Raw genomic sequence first — 17,560 nt, 5'->3', positions numbered from 1 at the left:
CGGGCGGGAGAGCGATGACATCGCGTACGGGCACCACGGCGGGCCGGGTCGACCCCGGCGCCTTCCGGCACGTCCTCGGACTCTTCTGCACCGGGGTCACCATCATCACCGCCGCCGGCGACGGGGTACGGCCGGTCGGCTTCACCTGCCAGTCGTTCGTCTCGCTCTCCCTCGACCCGCCGCTGGTCTCCTTCTCGGTGTCCCGCACCTCCCGCTCCTGGCCGCTGATCCGCGCCCGGGGCGCGTTCGGGGTGAACATCCTGACCGCCGAGCAGGAGGGGCTGTGCCGGACCTTCGCCAGCCGGGCCATCGACAAGTTCACCGGGGTGGACTGGACGCCCGGCCCGGTGACCGGGTCACCCCGGCTGCCCGGCTCGCTGGCCTGGGTGGAGTGCACCGTGGAGGCGGAGTATCCGGGCGGGGACCACGTCATCGCCGTCGGCCGGGTACGCGACCTGGAGGTGGTCGACGGCGACGCCGACCCGCTGCTGTTCTTCCTCGCCGGGTTCCGCCGTCCCGCCCCGGCCGTCCCGCCGGCGCCCGCCGTATCCGGATCGGTGCTGGCCGCCGGCGGCACCGCGCCCGCCGTCCCGGGCACCCCCTAGGCCGCGCCGGCCGACCCCTGAACGGGCCCCGCCGGGCCCCTGATTACGGCCTCCGCCAGGCCGGATCCGGCCCCCGCGGCCCTAGCGTCATGGCCACCGGGCAGCTTCTCGTCACGCGGAGGAACGCATGCGCTTCGGCTTGACCTATCACCACCAACTTCCCCGGCCGTGGGCCGAGGACAGCGAGGAACGCCTGTTCCAGGAGGCGCTGGAGCAGATCGAGCTGGCCGACCGGCTCGGCTTCGACTACGCCTGGGGCACCGAACACCACTTCTTCGAGGAGTACTCGCACTCCTCGGCGCCGGAGGTCTTCCTCGCCGCCGCCGCGGCCCGGACCAAGAACATCCGGCTCGCGCACGGCATCATCCACATGCCGCCGGCGGTGAACCACCCGGTGCGGATCGCCGAGCGGCTGGCCATGCTGGACCTGATCTCCGGCGGCCGGGTGGACTTCGGCTCCGGCCAGGGCAGCTCCCAGCTGGAGGTGGGCGCCTTCGGCATCGAGCTGGCGGACAAGCAGGAGCAGTGGCACGAGGCGCTCGAGGTGGTCATCCGGATGATGACCGAGACCCCGTTCACCGGCCACAAGGGCAAGTGGGTCGACGTGCCCGTCCGCAACGTCATCCCCAAGCCGAAGCAGAAGCCGCACCCGCCGCTGTGGCGGGCCTGCACCCGCCGGGAGAGCATCCAGGAGGCGGCCCGCGAGGGCATGGGCGCGCTCGCCTTCTCCTTCGTCAACCCGGAGGAGGCCGAGGAGTGGGTCGAGGCCTACTACCGGACGCTGGAGTCGGACGACTGCGTCCCGATCGGCCAGGCGGTCAACGCCAACGTCGCCATGGTGCTGCCGTTCATGTGCCACGAGGACGAGGAGGTCGCCCTCGACCGCGGCCTGGAGGGCGCGTACTTCTTCTCGTACGCCCTGATGCACTACTACATCACCGGTGAGCACCAGCCGGGCGTGACCGACATCTGGCAGGGCTTCCAGGACGCCCGGGAGAGCATGGGCTTCACCCGGGACGCGATCGTGCCGGACGAGAAGGACCTCCAGTCGGCCGAGTCGCAGGCGATGATGGACCAGGTCGGGCAGCTGCGCCGGGGCATCGGCACGCCGGCGCAGATCGCCGACATCATCCGCCGGTACGAGTCCGTCGGCGTCGACCAGATCATCTTCTCGGTGCAGATCGGCAAGAACAAGCACGAGCACATCATGGAATCGCTGGAGCTGTTCGCCCGCGAGGTGATGCCGGAGTTCGTCGACCGCCGGGAGGCCCGCGAGGCCGCCAAGCGGGACCGGCTCGACGTCGCCGTCAAGGCGGCCCTCGGCCGGGTCAAGCGGCGGACCAAGGACGTCTCCGACTTCGTCATCGCCCCGGAGATGTCGCTGTACGGCGACGCCGACGACGACGACTGACCACCGCCGTGTTCCCGGCCGGGGCGACCCCCCCCGGCCGGGCCGGCGGCGGCCGGGCCGTTCCTCCCGCGCCGGCCGCGCCGGCGCACCGACGCGAAGGATGCACGAGATGCCCACGGACAACGGCGCCTGGATCCGCCGCTTCCACCCCGCCCCGGACGCCCCCACCCGGCTGGTCTGCTTCGCCCACGCCGGTGGCTCCGCGTCGTACTTCTATCCGGTGTCCCAGGCGCTGAGCCCCGGCCTGGACGTCCTGGCCGTGCAGTACCCGGGCCGCCAGGACCGCCGCGCCGAGCCGGCCTTCGAGGACGTGCCCCGGCTGGTCGACGCCCTCGTCGACGAGGTGACCGTCTGGGCCGACCGGCCGCTGGCGCTGTTCGGGCACAGCCTGGGCGCGACCGTGGCGTTCGAGGTGGCCCGGCGGCTGCAGGCGCGCGGGACCGAGGTGTCCGCGCTGTTCGCCTCCGGCCGGCGGGCGCCGTCGCGGCACCGCCCCGCCTGGGTGCACGAGGGCGACGACGAGGCGCTGATCAGCGAGATGCTGAAGCTGGAGGGCACCGACGCCCAGATGCTCACCGACCCCGAACTGGTCCGGATGATCCTGCCGGCGCTGCGCGCCGACTACAAGGCCGCCGAGACCTACCGCTACCAGCCGGGTCCGCCGCTGACCTGCCCGGTGTACGCGCTGACCGGTGACGCCGACCCGCAGGTCGACGTGGCCGACGCGGAGAGCTGGCGGGAGCACACCACCGGCCCGTTCGCGCTGCACGTCTTCTCCGGCGGGCACTTCTACCTCAACCGGCACGCCGCCCAGGTCATGGCGCTGATCCGCCGGCACGCGGCGGACGGGGTGGTGGCCGGCCACGCCCGCGCCTGACCGGCTCGGGCCGCCGCCGGCGAAACCGCCGCGCGCGTCGGTCGGCGGGGGCGGGCCGTCCGGGCGGAGGGTCAGTGCCCTTCGCCGCCCGCGCTCCTCGCCGCAGCGCGCTGCTCGAGCAGGGCGCCCACCCCGTCGAGGATGCGCTCCAGGCCGAAGACGAACTCGTCGTCCGGGCCGGCCGGGGTGTCCAGCACGCCGGCGTCGATCACCGCGGTGAACGCCGGGAAGCGGTCCGGCCCGGCGAGCTTGCGGACCAGTTGACCGTAGGAGGACATCGCGGCCAGCTCGTCGGGGGCCTTGGCCATGAACGAGGCCTGCACGTCGGCGGAGACGGTGGCGTCGTTACGGCAGAAACCGCTCAGCAACATGATCACCGACAGCTTCTCGCCCTCGCCCAGCGCGGTGCCGCCCAGGCACTCCAGCCCCCGCTCCAGCCAGATGATCTGGTTGGGGGTGACCGGCGGGCCGAGGGTCGGGATGTGCAGCGCCCAGGTGTGCCTGCGCAGGATCGCGTGCTGCTCCCAGGTCCACCGGGCCAGCCCGGCGCGCCAGCCCTCGTCCGGCGAGTCGGGCCCGGACGGCGGCGTCTGGTAGATCGCGTCCATCATCAGCTGGAGCAGCTCGTCCTTGGCCGACAGGTAGCGGTACAACGACATGGTCGAGGCGCCGAGATCCGACGCGACCCGGCTCATCGACACCGCCGACAGACCCTCCGACGCGGCGATGGCGACCGCCGCGTCGACGATGCGCGGAAGGCTCAGCGCGCGCTTGGGACCCTTGTTCGGTCGGTCCCGCAAACCCCAGGCGTCCCCGATGTATCCCGGCAGCCCCGGATCAATGCTTCCGCCCATCGACTCCACTTTCCCTCTGAGACGCCCGGCCGCGGTCATCCGCCCTTCGCCGCTGCCCGTCGCTGCGGTTCAGGGTATGCCGCCGCCCGAACGATGTCTGCACGGGATTGGGAAACGGACCGTCGGTGCCGTGACAGTAACCGTTCCGCCCCGTCCCGTGGTGCCGGCATAGGGGGCTCATCGCCGACCTTAGGGGGTGCGGAACCTGTCCGCCGTGCCGGCGCGCTGCTTGAATCGATCCGATCGATTCCCCGCCGCCCCCTGAAGAGAGAGGCGTCGCAGCGATGACCGAAACAGCCGATGCCGTGACCACCGGTACCGAGCGCCCGGATTTTCCGCTGGACCGGCGCCGGTGCCCGCTCGCCGTTCCGCAGGAATACGAGCGGATGCGTGAGGAGAATCCACTCGCTCCGGTGACCAACCGGATGACCGGTAAACCCGTCTGGGCATTGACCCGCTACCGGGACGTGCGTCAGGTCCTGGGTGACCCGGCGATGAGTTCGAATGCGCGTAACCCCGCCTACCCGGCGCAGTTCCACGTGCCGGAGGAGATGCTGCCGTACATCGCCTTCCCGTTCCCGGCGATGGACCCGCCGGAGCACACCGTCCGTCGGCGAATGGTGATCCCCGAATTCACCGCCGCGCGGATCAACAAGCTCCGCCCGCGGATGCAGCAGATCGTCGACACGCAGATCGACCAGATGCTGGCCAAGGGCGGCCCGCTGGACCTGATGGCCGAGTTGGCGCTGCCCGTGCCGGCGCTGCTGTTCTGCGAGATGCTCGGCGTCGACCCGGTGCACATCGGCTATTTCCGCCGCTACGCCGAGGTCACCACCGGCCGGGACTCGACGCAGGAGGCGGTGGCCGGCGCGATCGCCGAGATGGACGAGTTCCTCGACGAGCTGATCACCGAGAAGACCAAGAACCCGGGCGACGACCTGCTCAGCCGGATCGCGACCCGGCTGCCCGACGAGCCCACCCTCGAACACGAGGACCTGGTCGCCATCGCCCGGGTGCTGGTGATCGCCGGCTCCGACACCACCGCCAACGTCGTCTCCCTCGGCACGGTGGTGCTGCTGGAGCACCCGGAGCAGCTCGCCGAGCTCAAGGCGGACCCGTCGCTGTGGCCGGGCGCGGTCGAGGAACTGCTGCGCTTCCTCAGCATCCTCGACTCGGCCACCGTGCGGGTGGCCACCCACGACGTCGAGGTCAGCGGCGGCACCATCCGCCGGGGCGAGGGCGTGCTGGCGCTCAACGGCGCGGCGAACTGGGACCCGGAGCGTTTCCCGGAACCGGATAAGTTCGACATCCACCGCAACGCCGAAGGACACCTGGCCTTCAGTTACGGCAACCACATGTGCCCCGGCGCGAACCTGGCCCGGATGCAGCTCGAAACCGTCTTCCGTACGCTCTTCGCGCGCATTCCGGAGCTGCGCCTGGCCGCCGACGTCGACAAACTGTCGTACATGTTCGACGCGCACGCGTACGGGTTGCACGAACTGCCCGTCACCTGGTGAGCGACGGGTCGCCGACAATGCGTGTCGAGGTCGACCGGGAAACCTGCGTCGGTTCCGGCAATTGCGTGTACTTCGCGCCCACCGTGTTCGACCAGGACGACCGCGACGGTCTCGTGGTCGTCCTGGTGGAATCGCCGGAACCGGCGCTGCGCGCGGCGACCCGTACGGCCGCGCTGAACTGTCCGGTCGGCGCCATCTCGGTCGATCGGACCAATTCCGGCAGCCCGCCGGTCCGGCCCGCCCCCTAGGGGCGCGGTCGGGCCGGCGGAAGCCGTTGAGGGGTTGCCCCGGAATTAGGGGGTCGCCGCTATGGAACCGCACTCCCGTGAGTCGCTTGAATTGTGCCGACTCGATCCAGACGACGGTTCGGAGCAGAAAAAAATGATCAAGCTTCCGGAGTCGGACGGCACCCTGACCGTCTACCACCCGACCCAGGCGCCGCGCGTGGTGCAGCCCGCCGACCCCTCCCCGTTCCGGACCCGATCCGTGCTGGCCACCGCGCACGTGCTGGGTGACCCGCTGGCTGACAACGAGCCCTTCGGCCCGCCCGGCGGCGACCCGCCGCCGCAGTCGCTGGACTGGGAGGCGACCCTGGCCTTCCGCCGGCACCTCTGGTCGTACGGCTTCACCCTCTGCGAGGGCATGGACACCGCCCACCGCGGCATGGGGCTGGACTGGCCCCGCGCCGCCGAGCTGATCCGCCGCTGCGGCGCCGAGGCGAAGGCGGTCGGCGGCCGGATGGCCGCGGCCGTCCTCACCGACCAGCTGGAGCCGTTCGCCCCGGTCACCCTCGCCGAGGTCCAGGCCGCCTACGAGGAACAGCTGGCCGTGGTCGAGGAGGCCGGCGCACAGCCGGTGATCATGTGCAGCCCGCACCTGAACGTCGCCGTCCGCGGCCCCGAGGACTTCGCCACCGTGTACGGCAACCTGCTGCGCCAGTCGAGCCAGCCGGCGATCGTGCACTGGATCACCTCGGAGTGGGACCCGCGCAACTCGGAGTACTTCGGCTACGAGGAGCCCGACGACGCGTACGACGCGCTGATCGCCATCGTCCGCGACAACTTGGACAAGGTCGACGGCGTCAAGATCGGACCGGCGTCGCTGGCCCGGCAGGTCGAGTGGCGCAAGCGGCTGCCCGAGGGCGTGAAGTTCTACACCAGCGACACCACCGAGTACCCGGAGATGTTCGTCGGCGACGGGTCCGGGCACAGCCACCCGCTCACCCCGGTCATCGACGCGGTCGTGCCGATCGCCGCCGAGGCCTTCCGGGCGCTCGACGCCGGCGACGACAGCCGGGCCCGGGGGCTGCTGGAGGAGACCCTGCCGCTCAACCGGCACCTGTTCAGCGGCGAGGGCCGGAGCATCTTCTTCTTCAAGACCGGAGTCGTCTTCCTCGGCTGGCTGGCCGGGCACCACGACCACTTCCGGATGGTCTGGGGCGAGCAGTCGGCCCGCTCGGTGCCACACCTGGCCGCCGCGTACCGGCTGGCCGACAGCCTCGGCGCGCTGCCGGACCCGGAACTCGCCGAGCGGCGGATGAAGCTCTTCCTCGCCACCTCAGGGATCGAGCAGTGAGCCGGGCCGTCGTCCTCGGCGGCGGCCTCGCCGGGATGCTCGCCGCCGCCGCGCTGGCCCGCGCCGTCGACGAGGTCACCGTCGTCGAACGGGACCAGCTCCCCACCGAGCCGCAGCCGCGCAAGGGGCTGCCGCAGGGCCACCACAGCCACATCCTCATGCGCGGCGGCGTCGAGGCCCTCGACCAGCTGCTGCCCGGCGTCACCGACCGGCTGTACGCCGCCGGCGCCAAGCGCCGGGGGCTGCCCTCCGGCGCGCTGGCCCGCGGCCCCGAGGGCTGGATGGAACGGCTGGACACCGACGCGTACCTGCTGCTGTGCAGCCGGGAGCTGCTCGACCACGTGGTCCGCGAGCAGGTGCTGCGCGAGGAGCGGATCGGCGTCCGGGAGGGCACCCGGGTCACCGGGCTGGTCGGCGACGCCGACCGGGTCACCGGCGTGCGGGTCGAGCAGGGTGGCGCGGAGCGCACCCTCGACGCCGACCTGGTGGTCGACGCCACCGGCCGGGCCACCAGCGCCCCGAAGTGGCTGGTCGACCTGGGCCTGCCGCAGGTCCGCGAGGACGTGGTGGACGCCGGCATCGTCTACGTCAGCCGCTGGTTCACCGCACCGCCCGGCACCCGCGACGACTTCCCCGGCGTGATGATCCAGATGCAGGCGGGCACCGGCCGCCCCGGCCAGGGCGCCGGGCTGCTGCCGATGGAGAACGGCCGCTGGATCCTCAGCCTCTTCGGCAGCCGGGGCGGCGAGCCCCCCACCGACGAGGAGGGCTTCGCGCAGTTCGCCCGGGACCGGCACCACCCGATCATCGCCGACCTGATCGCCCAGGCTCGCCCGGCCGGGCCGATCCGCGCCTACCGGAGCATCCCGGACCAGCGGCGGCGCTTCGAGAAGCTGCCCGTGCCGGAGGGCTTCCTGGTGATCGGCGACGCCGCCCAGGCGCTGAACCCGGTGCACGGCACCGGCATGTCGGTCGCCGCGCAGTGCGCGCTGGCGCTACGGACCGAGCTGGACGTGCGTGGCCTGCGGCCCGGCTTCTCCCGTAACGTGCAGGCCGCGATCGCGAAGATCAACCAGGGTGCCTGGCAGATCGCCGTCAACACCGACCAGGGGCTGCCGCACGTGCGGGCCAACGTGCCGCTGCGCGGCGGCGCGTTCGCCAACAAGATGGCCGCCCGGGTCGCCCGGACCGGCTGCGGCAACCGCATGGTCATCAACACCGTGTTCAACGTGGCGTCGCTCTGCGCGCCGATGACCCGGATGATGACGCCCGCCTTCCTCTGGGCGGTGCTGCGCGGCCCCCGTACGCCGGCGCTGACCGCCGAGCAGGCCATCGCGCAGTTCCCCGAGTTCGGCGACCTCGTCAAGGTGGACGCGGCGCCCCGGTCCACGGCCAGCCCGGCCTGACCCATGTACGACCCGCAGACGGCTCACCTCGCGATCGGAACAGGCGGTGGTACCCGGTGAACCAGGAGATGCCGTCGCGGGACGGCGCGGTGCTGCCCTGGGTGCTCTCCGGGCGCGGCGCCGACGCGCTGCGCGGGCAGGCGGCCCGGCTGTCGGCGTACCTGGAACAGTCCGCCGACCCGTGGGCGGCGGACGTCGGTCACTCGCTGCTGACCACCCGGGCCCGGCTCGGCCACCGCGCCGTGGTGCTCGGCGCGGACCGCGCCGAGCTGCTGACCGGGGTACGCGCGCTGGCCGACGCCGCCGACGCCCCCGGCGTGGTGACCGGCACGGTCCTGCCCGACGCCCGGGCGGTCTTCGTCTTCCCCGGCCAGGGCTCCCAGTGGCCCGGGATGGCCCGGGCGCTGCTCGACGAGGCGCCGGCCTTCGCCGCCCGGCTCACCGAGTGCGCCACCGCGCTCGAGCCGTACGTCGAGTGGCGGCTGCTGGACGTGCTGCGCGACCCCGACTCCCCGCTCTGGGACTCCGTCGACGTGGTGCAGCCGATGCTCTGGGCGGTCATGGTGTCGCTGGCCCACCTCTGGCAGGAACACGGGGTACGGCCCGCCGCGGTGGTCGGCCACTCGCAGGGCGAGATCGCCGCCGCCTGCGTCGCCGGCGCGCTCACCCTGGACGACGGCGCCCGCGTCGTCGCCCTGCGCAGCCGGCTCATCGGCGCGGAACTCGCCGGCCTCGGCGGGATGATGTCCGTGCTGCTGCCCCGCGACGCCGTCGAGGCCCGGCTGGAGCGGTGGGCCGGCCGGCTCCAGCTCGCCGTCGTCAACGGTCCGTCGTCCATGGTGGTCTGCGGCGAGGTCGCCGCCCTCGACGAGTTCCACGCCGAGCTGACCGCCGACGGCGTGCAGGTCCGCCGGATCGCCGTCGACTACGCCTCGCACTCGCACTACGTCGAGGGCATCCGGGAGAAGCTGATCGAGGCGCTCGCCCCGGTCAGCCCGCGTACCGCCGGGGTGGCCTTCTACTCCACCGTCACCGGAGGGCCGCTGGACACCGCCACGGTGACCGCCGACTACTGGTACCGCAACCTGCGCCAGACGGTCCGCTTCTCCGAGGCTGTCCGGGCGCTGCTCGCCGACGGGCACCGCGTGTTCGTGGAGTCCAGCGCCCACCCGGTGCTCACCTCCGCCGTGCAGGACACCGCCGAGGCGGCCGGCGTCACCGCCGTACCGATCGGGTCGCTGCGCCGCGAGGACGGCGGGCTGCGCCGTTTCGCCACCTCGCTCGCCGAGGCGTACGTGCACGGCGCGCCGGTGGACTGGGCCGGCTTCCTCGCCGGCGGCCGGGTCGTCGACCTGCCCACCTACGCCTTCCAGCGGCGGCGCTACTGGAAGAACCCGACCGGGCGCACCACCGGCGCCGGTGAGGGCGCCCCGGGCCACCCGCTGCTGACCGGGCTGGTCCGGCCCGCCGACGGCGACGGGCTGCTGCTCACCGGCCGGCTCTCCGTGACCCGGCAACCCTGGCTCGCCGACCACGAGGTCCACGGCCGGCCGGTGCTCCCCGGCGCCGCCCTGGTGGAGCTGGCACTGCACGCCGGCGAGCAGGTCGACCTGCCAGGCGTGGCGGAGCTGACCCTCGGCGCGCCGCTGGTGCTGCCCGAACGCGGCGCCCTCGCGCTCCAGGTCGTCGTCGGCGCCCCCGACGCCGACGGGGCCCGCCCGGTCAGCGTCCACTCCCGCCCCGAGGACTCCGACCGGCCGTGGACCCGGCACGCCGAGGGGCTGCTCGCGCCCGCCGCCCCGGCCCCCGCCGCCGCACCGGCCGACTGGCCACCGCGCGACGCCGCCGCCGTCGACATCCGCGACGGGTACGCCCGGCTGATCGAGCGGGGCTACGGCTACGGCCCGGCGTTCCAGGGCCTGACCGGGCTCTGGCGGCACGGCGACGACCTCTTCGCCGAGGTGACCCTGCCGGAGGCGGCCCAGCCGGACGCCGACCGATTCGGGGTGCACCCGGCGATGCTCGACGCCTGCCTGCACGCCGGCGTGATCTCCGACGCGGGCGGGGACACCCTGCTGCCGTTCGCCTGGACCGACGTCACCCTGCACGCCGTCGGGGCCACCGCGCTGCGGGTACGGGTGCGGCGCCTCGGACCGGACCGGGCCACGATCGAGGCGGTCGACCCGGCCGGCGCACCGGTGATCTCGGTCGGCGCGCTGGTGGCCCGCCCGGTCGCCGCCGAACAGCTGGCCGCCGCCGGCGGTGCCCCGGCCGTGGAGCCACTGCGCCTGGACCGCCGACCGGTCGACCTGGCGGCGGGCGTCGGCTCGTTCGACGGCTGGGCGGTGCTCGGCGCGGACCCGCCCATCGGCGCGCCCGCCACCAACCACGCCGACCTGGTCGCGCTCCGGGCCGACCTGGATGCCGGTGCCGCCGTACCCGAGGTGGCGCTCTGGCCCGTCAGCGCCGGCGCCGGCGACGTGGTCGACGGCGCGCACGCGGCGGCCCGGCGGGCACTGCGGGTCGTCCAAAGGTGGCTGGCCGACGAGCGGCTGGCCGGCGCGACGCTGGTGGCGCTCCTGCCCGACGCCGACGACGATCTGCACACCGCGCCGGTGCGGGGCGTGCTCCGGGCCGCCGCGGCCGAGCACCCGGGGCGCTTCCTGCTGGTCGACGCCGACGACGATCCCGCCTCCCTGGCGGTGCTGCCGGCCGTGCTGCGCCTCGGCGAGCCCGAGGTCACGCTGCGGGCCGGCGCGGCGGCCGTACCCCGGCTGGTGCGCGCCCCCGCGAACGGCGACGCCCCGCCGGCGCTGGCACCCGACGGCACCGTCCTGGTCACCGGCGGCACCAGCGGCCTCGGCGCCCTGGTGGCCCGCCACCTGGCCGCCGTGCACGGCGTGCGGCACCTGCTGCTGACCAGCCGCCGTGGCCCGGACGCCCCCGGCGTCGACGCGCTGCGTGCCGAGCTGACCGACCTCGGCGCGCGGGTCACCGTCGCCGCCTGCGACGCCGCCGACCGGGTGGCGCTGCGCGCCCTGCTCGACGCCGTGGACGCCGCGCACCCGCTGACCGGGGTGGTGCACGCCGCCGGGGTGCTCGACGACGGCCTCGTGCAGTCGCTGACGCCGGAGCGGATGGACGCCGTGCTGGCGCCGAAGGTCGACGCCGCCTGGCACCTGCACGAGCTGACCCGCGACGCCGACCTGGCGCTGTTCTGCCTCTTCTCCTCCGCCGCCGGGGTGCTCGCCCCGGCCGGGCAGGCCAACTACGCCGCCGCGAACCTCTTCCTGGACGCCCTCGCCGCGCACCGCCGCAGCCGGGGCCTGTCGGCGCACTCCCTGGGCTGGGGGCTCTGGGCCGGCGGCACCGGGATGACCGGCCACCTCGACGAGACGGCGCTGCGCCGGCTGCGCCAGCAGGGCTTCGACGCCCTCTCCGAGGCCGACGGTCTGGCCCTGCTCGACGCCGCGCTGGCCGGCGACGTCACCGCGCCGGTGCTGCTCCGGCTGGACCCGGCCGGCCTGCGCGCCCAGGCCACCATGGGGGCGCTGCCGGCCGTGCTGCGCGACCTCGTCCGGGTGCCCCGCCGCCAGGCCCACCGGAGCACCGGCGCCGCCTCGCTGGCCGACCGGCTGCGGCGGCTGCCCGAGGAGGACCGCCGCCGCACCCTGCTGGACCTGGTCCGCGCCGAGGTCGCCGGGGTCCTCGGCCACGCCACCCCGGACGCCGTGGACGCCGGCCGCGCCCTGAAGGAACTCGGCTTCGACTCGCTCACCGCGGTGGAGCTGCGCAACCGGCTCAACGCGGCGACCGGCCTGCGGCTGCCCGCCACGCTGGTCTTCGACCACCCGACCGTCTCGGCGGTCGCCGCCTACCTCGCCGCGACGCTGCTCGGCGCGGCCCACCCGACCACCCCGGTCGCGGCGGCCCCGGCGGACGCCGACGAGCCGATCGCGATCGTCGCGATGGGCTGCCGCTTCCCCGGTGGGGTCGGCTCCCCGGAGCAGCTGTGGCGGCTGGTCGCCGACGGGGTGGACGCCATCGCCGGGTTCCCCACCGACCGGGGCTGGGACACCGACGGCCTGTACCACCCCGAGCCGGGACTGGCCGGGCGGACGTACACCCGGTCGGGCGGGTTCCTGGCCGACGCGGGGGAGTTCGACGCCGACTTCTTCGGAATCAGCCCGAACGAGGCCGTGGCGATGGACCCGCAGCAGCGGCTGCTGCTGGAGTGCGCCTGGGAGACCCTGGAACGCGCCGGCATCGACCCGGCCACGCTGCGCGGCAGCGACACCGGAGTCTTCGCCGGCCTGATGTACCACGACTACGCCGGCAGCACCGCCACCGGCTCCATCGCCTCCGGCCGGGTCGCGTACGCGCTCGGGCTGGAGGGGCCGGCGGTCACCGTCGACACCGCCTGCTCGTCGTCGCTGGTGGCGCTGCACTGGGCGGTCCGCGCGCTGCGCGCCGGGGAGTGCTCGCTGGCCCTCGCGGGTGGGGCGACCGTGATGGCCACCCCGGAGGTGATCCTGGAGTTCAGCCGGCAGCGCGGGCTCTCCCCGGACGGCCGGTGCCGCTCCTTCGGCGCGGGCGCCGACGGCACCGGCTTCTCCGAGGGCATTGGCCTGCTGCTGGTCGAACGGCTCTCCGACGCCCGCCGCAACGGGCACCCGGTCCTGGCGGTGGTGCGGGGCTCGGCCGTCAATCAGGACGGCGCGTCGAACGGTCTCACCGCGCCGAACGGTCCGTCGCAGCAGCGGGTGATCCGGGCCGCCCTGGCGTCGGCCGGTGTGCCGGCCGCCGAGGTGGACGTGGTGGAGGCGCACGGCACGGGTACGACCCTGGGTGACCCGATCGAGGCGCAGGCGCTGCTGGCCACCTACGGTCAGGACCGGCCCGCCGACCGGCCGCTGTGGCTGGGGTCGATCAAGTCGAACCTGGGACACACCCAGGCCGCCGCGGGAGTCGCCGGCGTGATCAAGATGGTCCTGGCGATGCGGCACGGGGTGCTGCCCCGCACCCTGCACGCCGAGCAGTCCTCGCCGCAGGTGGACTGGTCGGCCGGTGCGGTGGAACTGCTGACCGAGGCGCGCGAGTGGCCGGTCGACGCCCGCCCCCGCCGGGCCGGGGTGTCGTCGTTCGGCATCAGCGGCACCAACGCCCACGTCATCATCGAGCAGGCCCCGGACGACGTGTCGACCGGTGCGGGCGGGGATGCCGGGGTGACCGGTGTGCTGCCGTGGTTGGTGTCCGCGAGGTCGGTACCGGCGCTGCGGGCCCTCGCCGGTCGGCTGGCGGAGGTCGCCGGGTCGATGGACCTGGCGGACGCGGGTGCGGCGGCTCGCACCCTGGCGACCGGCCGGGCGCTGCACCCCCACCGGGCCGTGGTGCTCGGCGCCGACCCGGCGGAACTTGCCGCTGGCCTGGCCGCCCTGGCGGCCGACGACACCGCGCCGAACGCGGTGACCGGCACGCCTCGGGGCGGTCGGCTGGCGGTGTTGTTCACCGGTCAGGGCGCGCAGCGCCTGGGCATGGGTCGTGAGCTGTACGGGGTGTTCCCGGTGTTCGCCGCTGCGTTCGACGCGGTGGTGGCGGAGCTGGACGGGCACCTGGACCGGCCGTTGCGGTCGGTGATATGGGGGGACGACGAGGAGCTGATCCGGCTCACTGGTTACGCCCAGGCGGGGTTGTTCGCCGTTGAGGTGGCCCTGTTCCGGCTGGTGGAGTCGTGGGGTGTGCGCGCCGATTTCGTGGCGGGGCACTCGATCGGTGAGCTGGTGGCGGCGCATGTCGCCGGGGTGTTGTCGCTGGCGGATGCGGCTCGTCTGGTGGCGGCGCGGGGTCGGTTGATGCAGGCGTTGCCGGCTGGTGGGGCGATGGTGGCGGTGCGGGCGTCGGAGGAGGAGGTGCGGGCGGCGCTGGCGGGTCCGGGTGTGGTGGTCGGGTCCTTTGGAGCTGATGTCGTAAGCGATTCAGCCGCCAACGGCAGCGGCAACGGCAACGGCAACGGCACGGCGGCAGGCGCCGGTGTGGACATCGCGGCTGTCAACGGCCCCCGGTCGGTGGTCATCTCCGGCCCCGAAGCCGCCGTGCTGCACGTGGCCGAGCACTTCACCGAGCAAGGTCGGAAGACGACCCGCCTTCGGGTGAGTCACGCTTTCCACAGCGGGCTGATGGACCCGATGCTCGACGAGTTCCGGGCCGTCGCGGCGAGCCTCACCTACGCCGAGCCGCAACTCCCGGTCGTGTCCAACCTGACCGGCGCTCTCGCCACGTCCGAGCTGACCGACCCGGACTACTGGGTCCGGCACGTGCGCCAGGCGGTCCGCTTCGCCGACGGCATCATCGCCCTGCACCAGGCGGGAGCCACGACGTTCCTGGAACTCGGTCCGGACGCCGCGCTCACCCCACTCATCGAGGGCATCCTCAGCGAGGACGCCACGATCATCCCCAGCCTGCGGCGAGGACATGACGAACACCGCCAGGCCCTGACCGCCCTGGCCAGGCTGCACGTCACCGGCACCACCGTCGACTGGACCACGCTGCTACCGCAGGCCACCGGCACGATCGACCTGCCCACCTACCCCTTCCAGCGGCAGCGCTACTGGCTCGCCGCACCCTCCACCGCCGACCTCTCCGGCTTCGGGCAGGTCGCCACCGGCCATCCGCTGCTCGGCGCCAAGGTGAGCGTCCCCGACGACGACCTGCTGGTGCTCACGGGCAGGATCTCGCTGCCGGGGCAGCCCTGGCTGGCCGACCACGACCTGCACGGCCGGGTGGTCTTCCCCGGCACCGGCCTGCTCGACCTCGCCCTGCACGCCGGTGCGCAGGTCGGCTGTGACCGGCTGGTAGAGCTGACCGCCGAGACGCCGCTGATCCTCACCGACGAGGCGGTCACCGTACGCGTGGTGGTCGGGCCGCCCGACGAGCACGGCGCGCGGCCGGTCGGGGTCCACACCCGCGGCGCCGACGAGGAGCTGCCGTGGACCCGGCACGCCACCGGTGTGCTCGCCCCCGGCGGACCCACCCCGCCCCCGCCGCCGGCCGCCTGGCCACCCCCGGGCGCGGTCCGAGCGGACGTCGAGGACGTCCACCGCGGCCTGCTGCGCCACGGCTACGGGTACGGCCCGAGCTTCCAGGGCCTGCGGGCGGTGTGGCGCCGGGGCACCGAGCTGTTCGCCGAGGTGAGCCTGCCCGAGGGGGTCACCGCCGACGGCCACGAGACGCATCCCGCGCTGCTCGACGCGGCCCTGCACCCGCACCGCCTTGACGACGCCGCCGGACCGGTCCAGCCGTCGGTCTGGCGGGACGTCACCCGCCACGCCGCCGCCCCGGCGACGCTGCGCGTCCACCTGGTGCCGGTCGGCGGCGGGGTCACGCTGACCGCCACCGACGCCGACGGCCGTTCGGTGCTCACCGTCGGACACCTGGAGAGCCGGCTGGTCGGCGTCGACGAACTGGCCGCCGTCACCGGCGCCGGCGACGAGAGCCTGCTCCGCCTCGACTGGGTGCCCGCGCCGGCGGCCGCCCCCGACGTCGCGCCGGCGACCTGGGCGGTGCTCGGCGAAGACCCGTTCGGGGTGGTCCCCGACGCGCCCGCGCACCCCGACCTGGCCGCGCTGCTCGCCGCCGTGGAGGCCGGCGCGCCGGAACCGGCGTACCTGCTGCACGCCGTGGCGACCCCGGCCGGGCAGGGGCCGGAGGCGGTCCGCGCCCTGCTCACCGACCTGCTCGGCACGCTGCGGGACTGGTTGGCGCAGAGCCGGCTGCCCCGGACCCGGCTGGTGCTGCTCACCCAGGGCGCGGTCGGGGCGGGGGAGCTGCCCGCCGACCCGGTGCTCGCGCCGGTGCGGGGGCTGGTCCGCGCCGCCCAGTCCGAGCAGCCGGGGCGGCTGGTGCTCGTCGACACCGACGGCAGCGGACCCTCCTGCGTGGCCCTGCCGGCGCTGCTCGCGTACGACGAACCGGAGCTGGCCGTCCGCGACGGCCGCGCGCTGCTGCCCCGGCTGACCCGCGCCACCGCCGGGGCCGGCGCGCCACCGCGCTGGGACACCGACGGCACGGTGCTGGTCACCGGCGGGACCGGCGGACCGGGCGCGGCCATCGCCCGGCACCTGGTCGCCGAGCACCGGATCGACCACCTGCTGCTCGCCGTCGACCCCGCCGAGGACGCCGACAAGGACCTCCTCGCCGAGCTGGCCGAGCTCGGCGCCGGCGTCACCGTCGCCGCGTGCGACCTGACCGACCGGGAGGCGGTGGCGGCGCTGCTCGACTCGATCCCCGGGGAGCACCCGCTCACCGCCGTCGTGTACGCCCCCGCCGTACGCGAGGAGAGCCTGCTCGCCACCACCGCGCCGGAGGCGTTCGCCGCCGCCCTGCGCGCCACCGTCGACCCCGCCTGGCACCTGCACGAGCTGACCGCCGACCGGCCCCTCGCCGCGTTCGTGCTGGTTTCCTCGGCCGCCGGGCTGATGTTCGGCGCCGGCCGGCCGGCCACCGCGGCGGCGGCCACCTTCCTCGACGCGCTCGCCGCCCACCGGGCCGCCCGCGAGCTGCCCGCCACCGCCCTCGCCTTCGGCGCGTGGGAGGCCGGGCCGCCCTGGCTGGACCGGATGGGCCTGCACCCGCTCGGCGTCGCCGAGGGGCTGGCCCTGGTCGACCGGGCGCTCGGGCAGACGACCCCCGCCCTGGTCCCGGTACGCCTCGACGTCGCCGCGCTGCGCGCCACCGGCGACGCGCTGCCGGCGCTGCTGCGCCAGGTGGTCCGGGTACCGGCCCGCCGCGCCGCGCCGACCGGTCCCGACCTGGCGCAGCGGCTCGCCGGGCTCCCCGACGACCAGCGCGACCGCTTCCTGCTGGAGCTGGTCCGCACCCACGTCGCCGCCGTCCTCGGCCATCCCGACTGGCGCTCCGTCGAGCCGGACCGGGCCTTCCAGGACCTCGGCTTCGACTCGCTGGCCGCCGTGGAGCTGCGCAGGGCGCTCAGCGAGGCGTGCGGGCGGTGGCTCTCGCCGACGCTGGTCTTCGACTACCCGACCTCGCGGGAGCTGGCCGCCCACCTCGCCGCCGAGCTGGGCGCGCGGGACGTCGGCGGGGACGACCCGGTGCTGACCGAACTGGACCGGCTCGCGGCGGTGCTCGCCGGCCCCACCGACGGCGATCCGGCCCGGGTCACCGCCCGGCTGGAGGCGGTGCTGCGCGAGTGGCGGACCCGGCACGACCCGGCCGGGCCGGACGGCACGGACGACGACCTGGCCACGGCGACCGACGACGAACTGTTCGCGGTGCTGGACAACCTGGGGATGGGCTGAG

At 74.6% G+C, this 17,560-nt stretch carries 9 protein-coding genes; 8 read left to right on the top strand and 1 reads right to left on the bottom strand.

Annotated elements, in window-relative coordinates:
• The first annotated feature begins 14 nt into the window (after nt 1-14).
• The 3 genes from M2302_RS09570 to M2302_RS09560 all read left to right on the top strand — a co-directional run bounded on the left by M2302_RS09570 (nt 15) and on the right by M2302_RS09560 (nt 2,893).
• Nucleotides 15-605: a flavin reductase family protein gene (locus M2302_RS09570; protein ID WP_280837544.1), complete on the top strand. Its 591-nt coding sequence runs from the start codon at nt 15-17 to the stop codon at nt 603-605.
• A gap of 127 nt (nt 606-732) precedes the next feature.
• The gene (locus tag M2302_RS09565; protein WP_280837543.1) at nt 733-2,016 is read left to right on the top strand and encodes an LLM class flavin-dependent oxidoreductase; all 1,284 of its coding nucleotides are present in this window, start codon (nt 733-735) and stop codon (nt 2,014-2,016) included.
• 109 nt (nt 2,017-2,125) lie between these two features.
• Nucleotides 2,126-2,893, top strand: a complete 768-nt coding sequence (locus M2302_RS09560; RefSeq protein ID WP_280837542.1) for an alpha/beta fold hydrolase — start codon at nt 2,126-2,128, stop codon at nt 2,891-2,893.
• Nucleotides 2,894-2,964: 71 nt separating this feature from the next.
• On the opposite strand, the gene M2302_RS09555 is transcribed toward M2302_RS09560, so the two are convergent.
• Nucleotides 2,965-3,747, bottom strand: a complete 783-nt coding sequence (locus tag M2302_RS09555) for a TetR/AcrR family transcriptional regulator (protein WP_280837541.1) — start codon at nt 3,745-3,747, stop codon at nt 2,965-2,967.
• A gap of 305 nt (nt 3,748-4,052) precedes the next feature.
• Between M2302_RS09555 and M2302_RS09550 the strand changes: the two genes are divergently transcribed.
• The 5 genes from M2302_RS09550 (at nt 4,053) to M2302_RS09530 (ending at nt 17,559) form a co-directional block, all read left to right on the top strand.
• A complete protein-coding gene (locus M2302_RS09550; protein WP_280837540.1) occupies nt 4,053-5,264 on the top strand; it encodes a cytochrome P450 in 1,212 nt (403 codons plus the stop codon).
• Nucleotides 5,261-5,512: a ferredoxin gene (locus tag M2302_RS09545; RefSeq protein ID WP_238450351.1), complete on the top strand. Its 252-nt coding sequence runs from the start codon at nt 5,261-5,263 to the stop codon at nt 5,510-5,512. Before M2302_RS09550 ends, M2302_RS09545 begins: the two co-directional genes overlap by 4 nt.
• Nucleotides 5,513-5,645: 133 nt before the next feature.
• Entirely contained in the window at nt 5,646-6,839 is a 1,194-nt protein-coding gene (locus tag M2302_RS09540) for a DUF993 family protein (protein ID WP_210778549.1), read from the top strand.
• Complete coding sequence (locus M2302_RS09535) at nt 6,836-8,245, top strand: FAD-dependent monooxygenase (protein ID WP_210778548.1); 1,410 nt, start codon at nt 6,836-6,838, stop codon at nt 8,243-8,245. Before M2302_RS09540 ends, M2302_RS09535 begins: the two co-directional genes overlap by 4 nt.
• 56 nt (nt 8,246-8,301) lie before the next feature.
• Nucleotides 8,302-17,559 carry a type I polyketide synthase gene (locus M2302_RS09530; RefSeq protein WP_280837539.1) on the top strand — a complete coding sequence of 3,086 codons (9,258 nt, stop codon included), beginning with the start codon at nt 8,302-8,304 and terminating at the stop codon, nt 17,557-17,559.
• Nucleotide 17,560 lies beyond the last annotated feature (1 nt).

The sequence above is a fragment of the Micromonospora sp. A200 genome, assembly GCF_029893845.1.
GTDB classification, from domain to species: Bacteria; Actinomycetota; Actinomycetes; order Mycobacteriales; family Micromonosporaceae; genus Micromonospora; species Micromonospora purpureochromogenes.
Note: the sequence above shows the minus strand (reverse complement) of the source record. Positions and strands in the feature narration are given on the sequence as shown.

Excerpts from the sequence above, each read along its gene's own strand:
- M2302_RS09570 (WP_280837544.1), top strand. The coding sequence starts at position 15 with ATGACATCGCGTACGGGCACCACGGCGGGCCGGGTCGACCCCGGCGCC.
- M2302_RS09565 (WP_280837543.1), top strand. The coding sequence starts at position 733 with ATGCGCTTCGGCTTGACCTATCACCACCAACTTCCCCGGCCGTGGGCC.
- M2302_RS09560 (WP_280837542.1), top strand. The coding sequence starts at position 2,126 with ATGCCCACGGACAACGGCGCCTGGATCCGCCGCTTCCACCCCGCCCCG.
- M2302_RS09555 (WP_280837541.1), bottom strand. The coding sequence starts at position 3,747 with ATGGGCGGAAGCATTGATCCGGGGCTGCCGGGATACATCGGGGACGCC.
- M2302_RS09540 (WP_210778549.1), top strand. The coding sequence starts at position 5,646 with ATGATCAAGCTTCCGGAGTCGGACGGCACCCTGACCGTCTACCACCCG.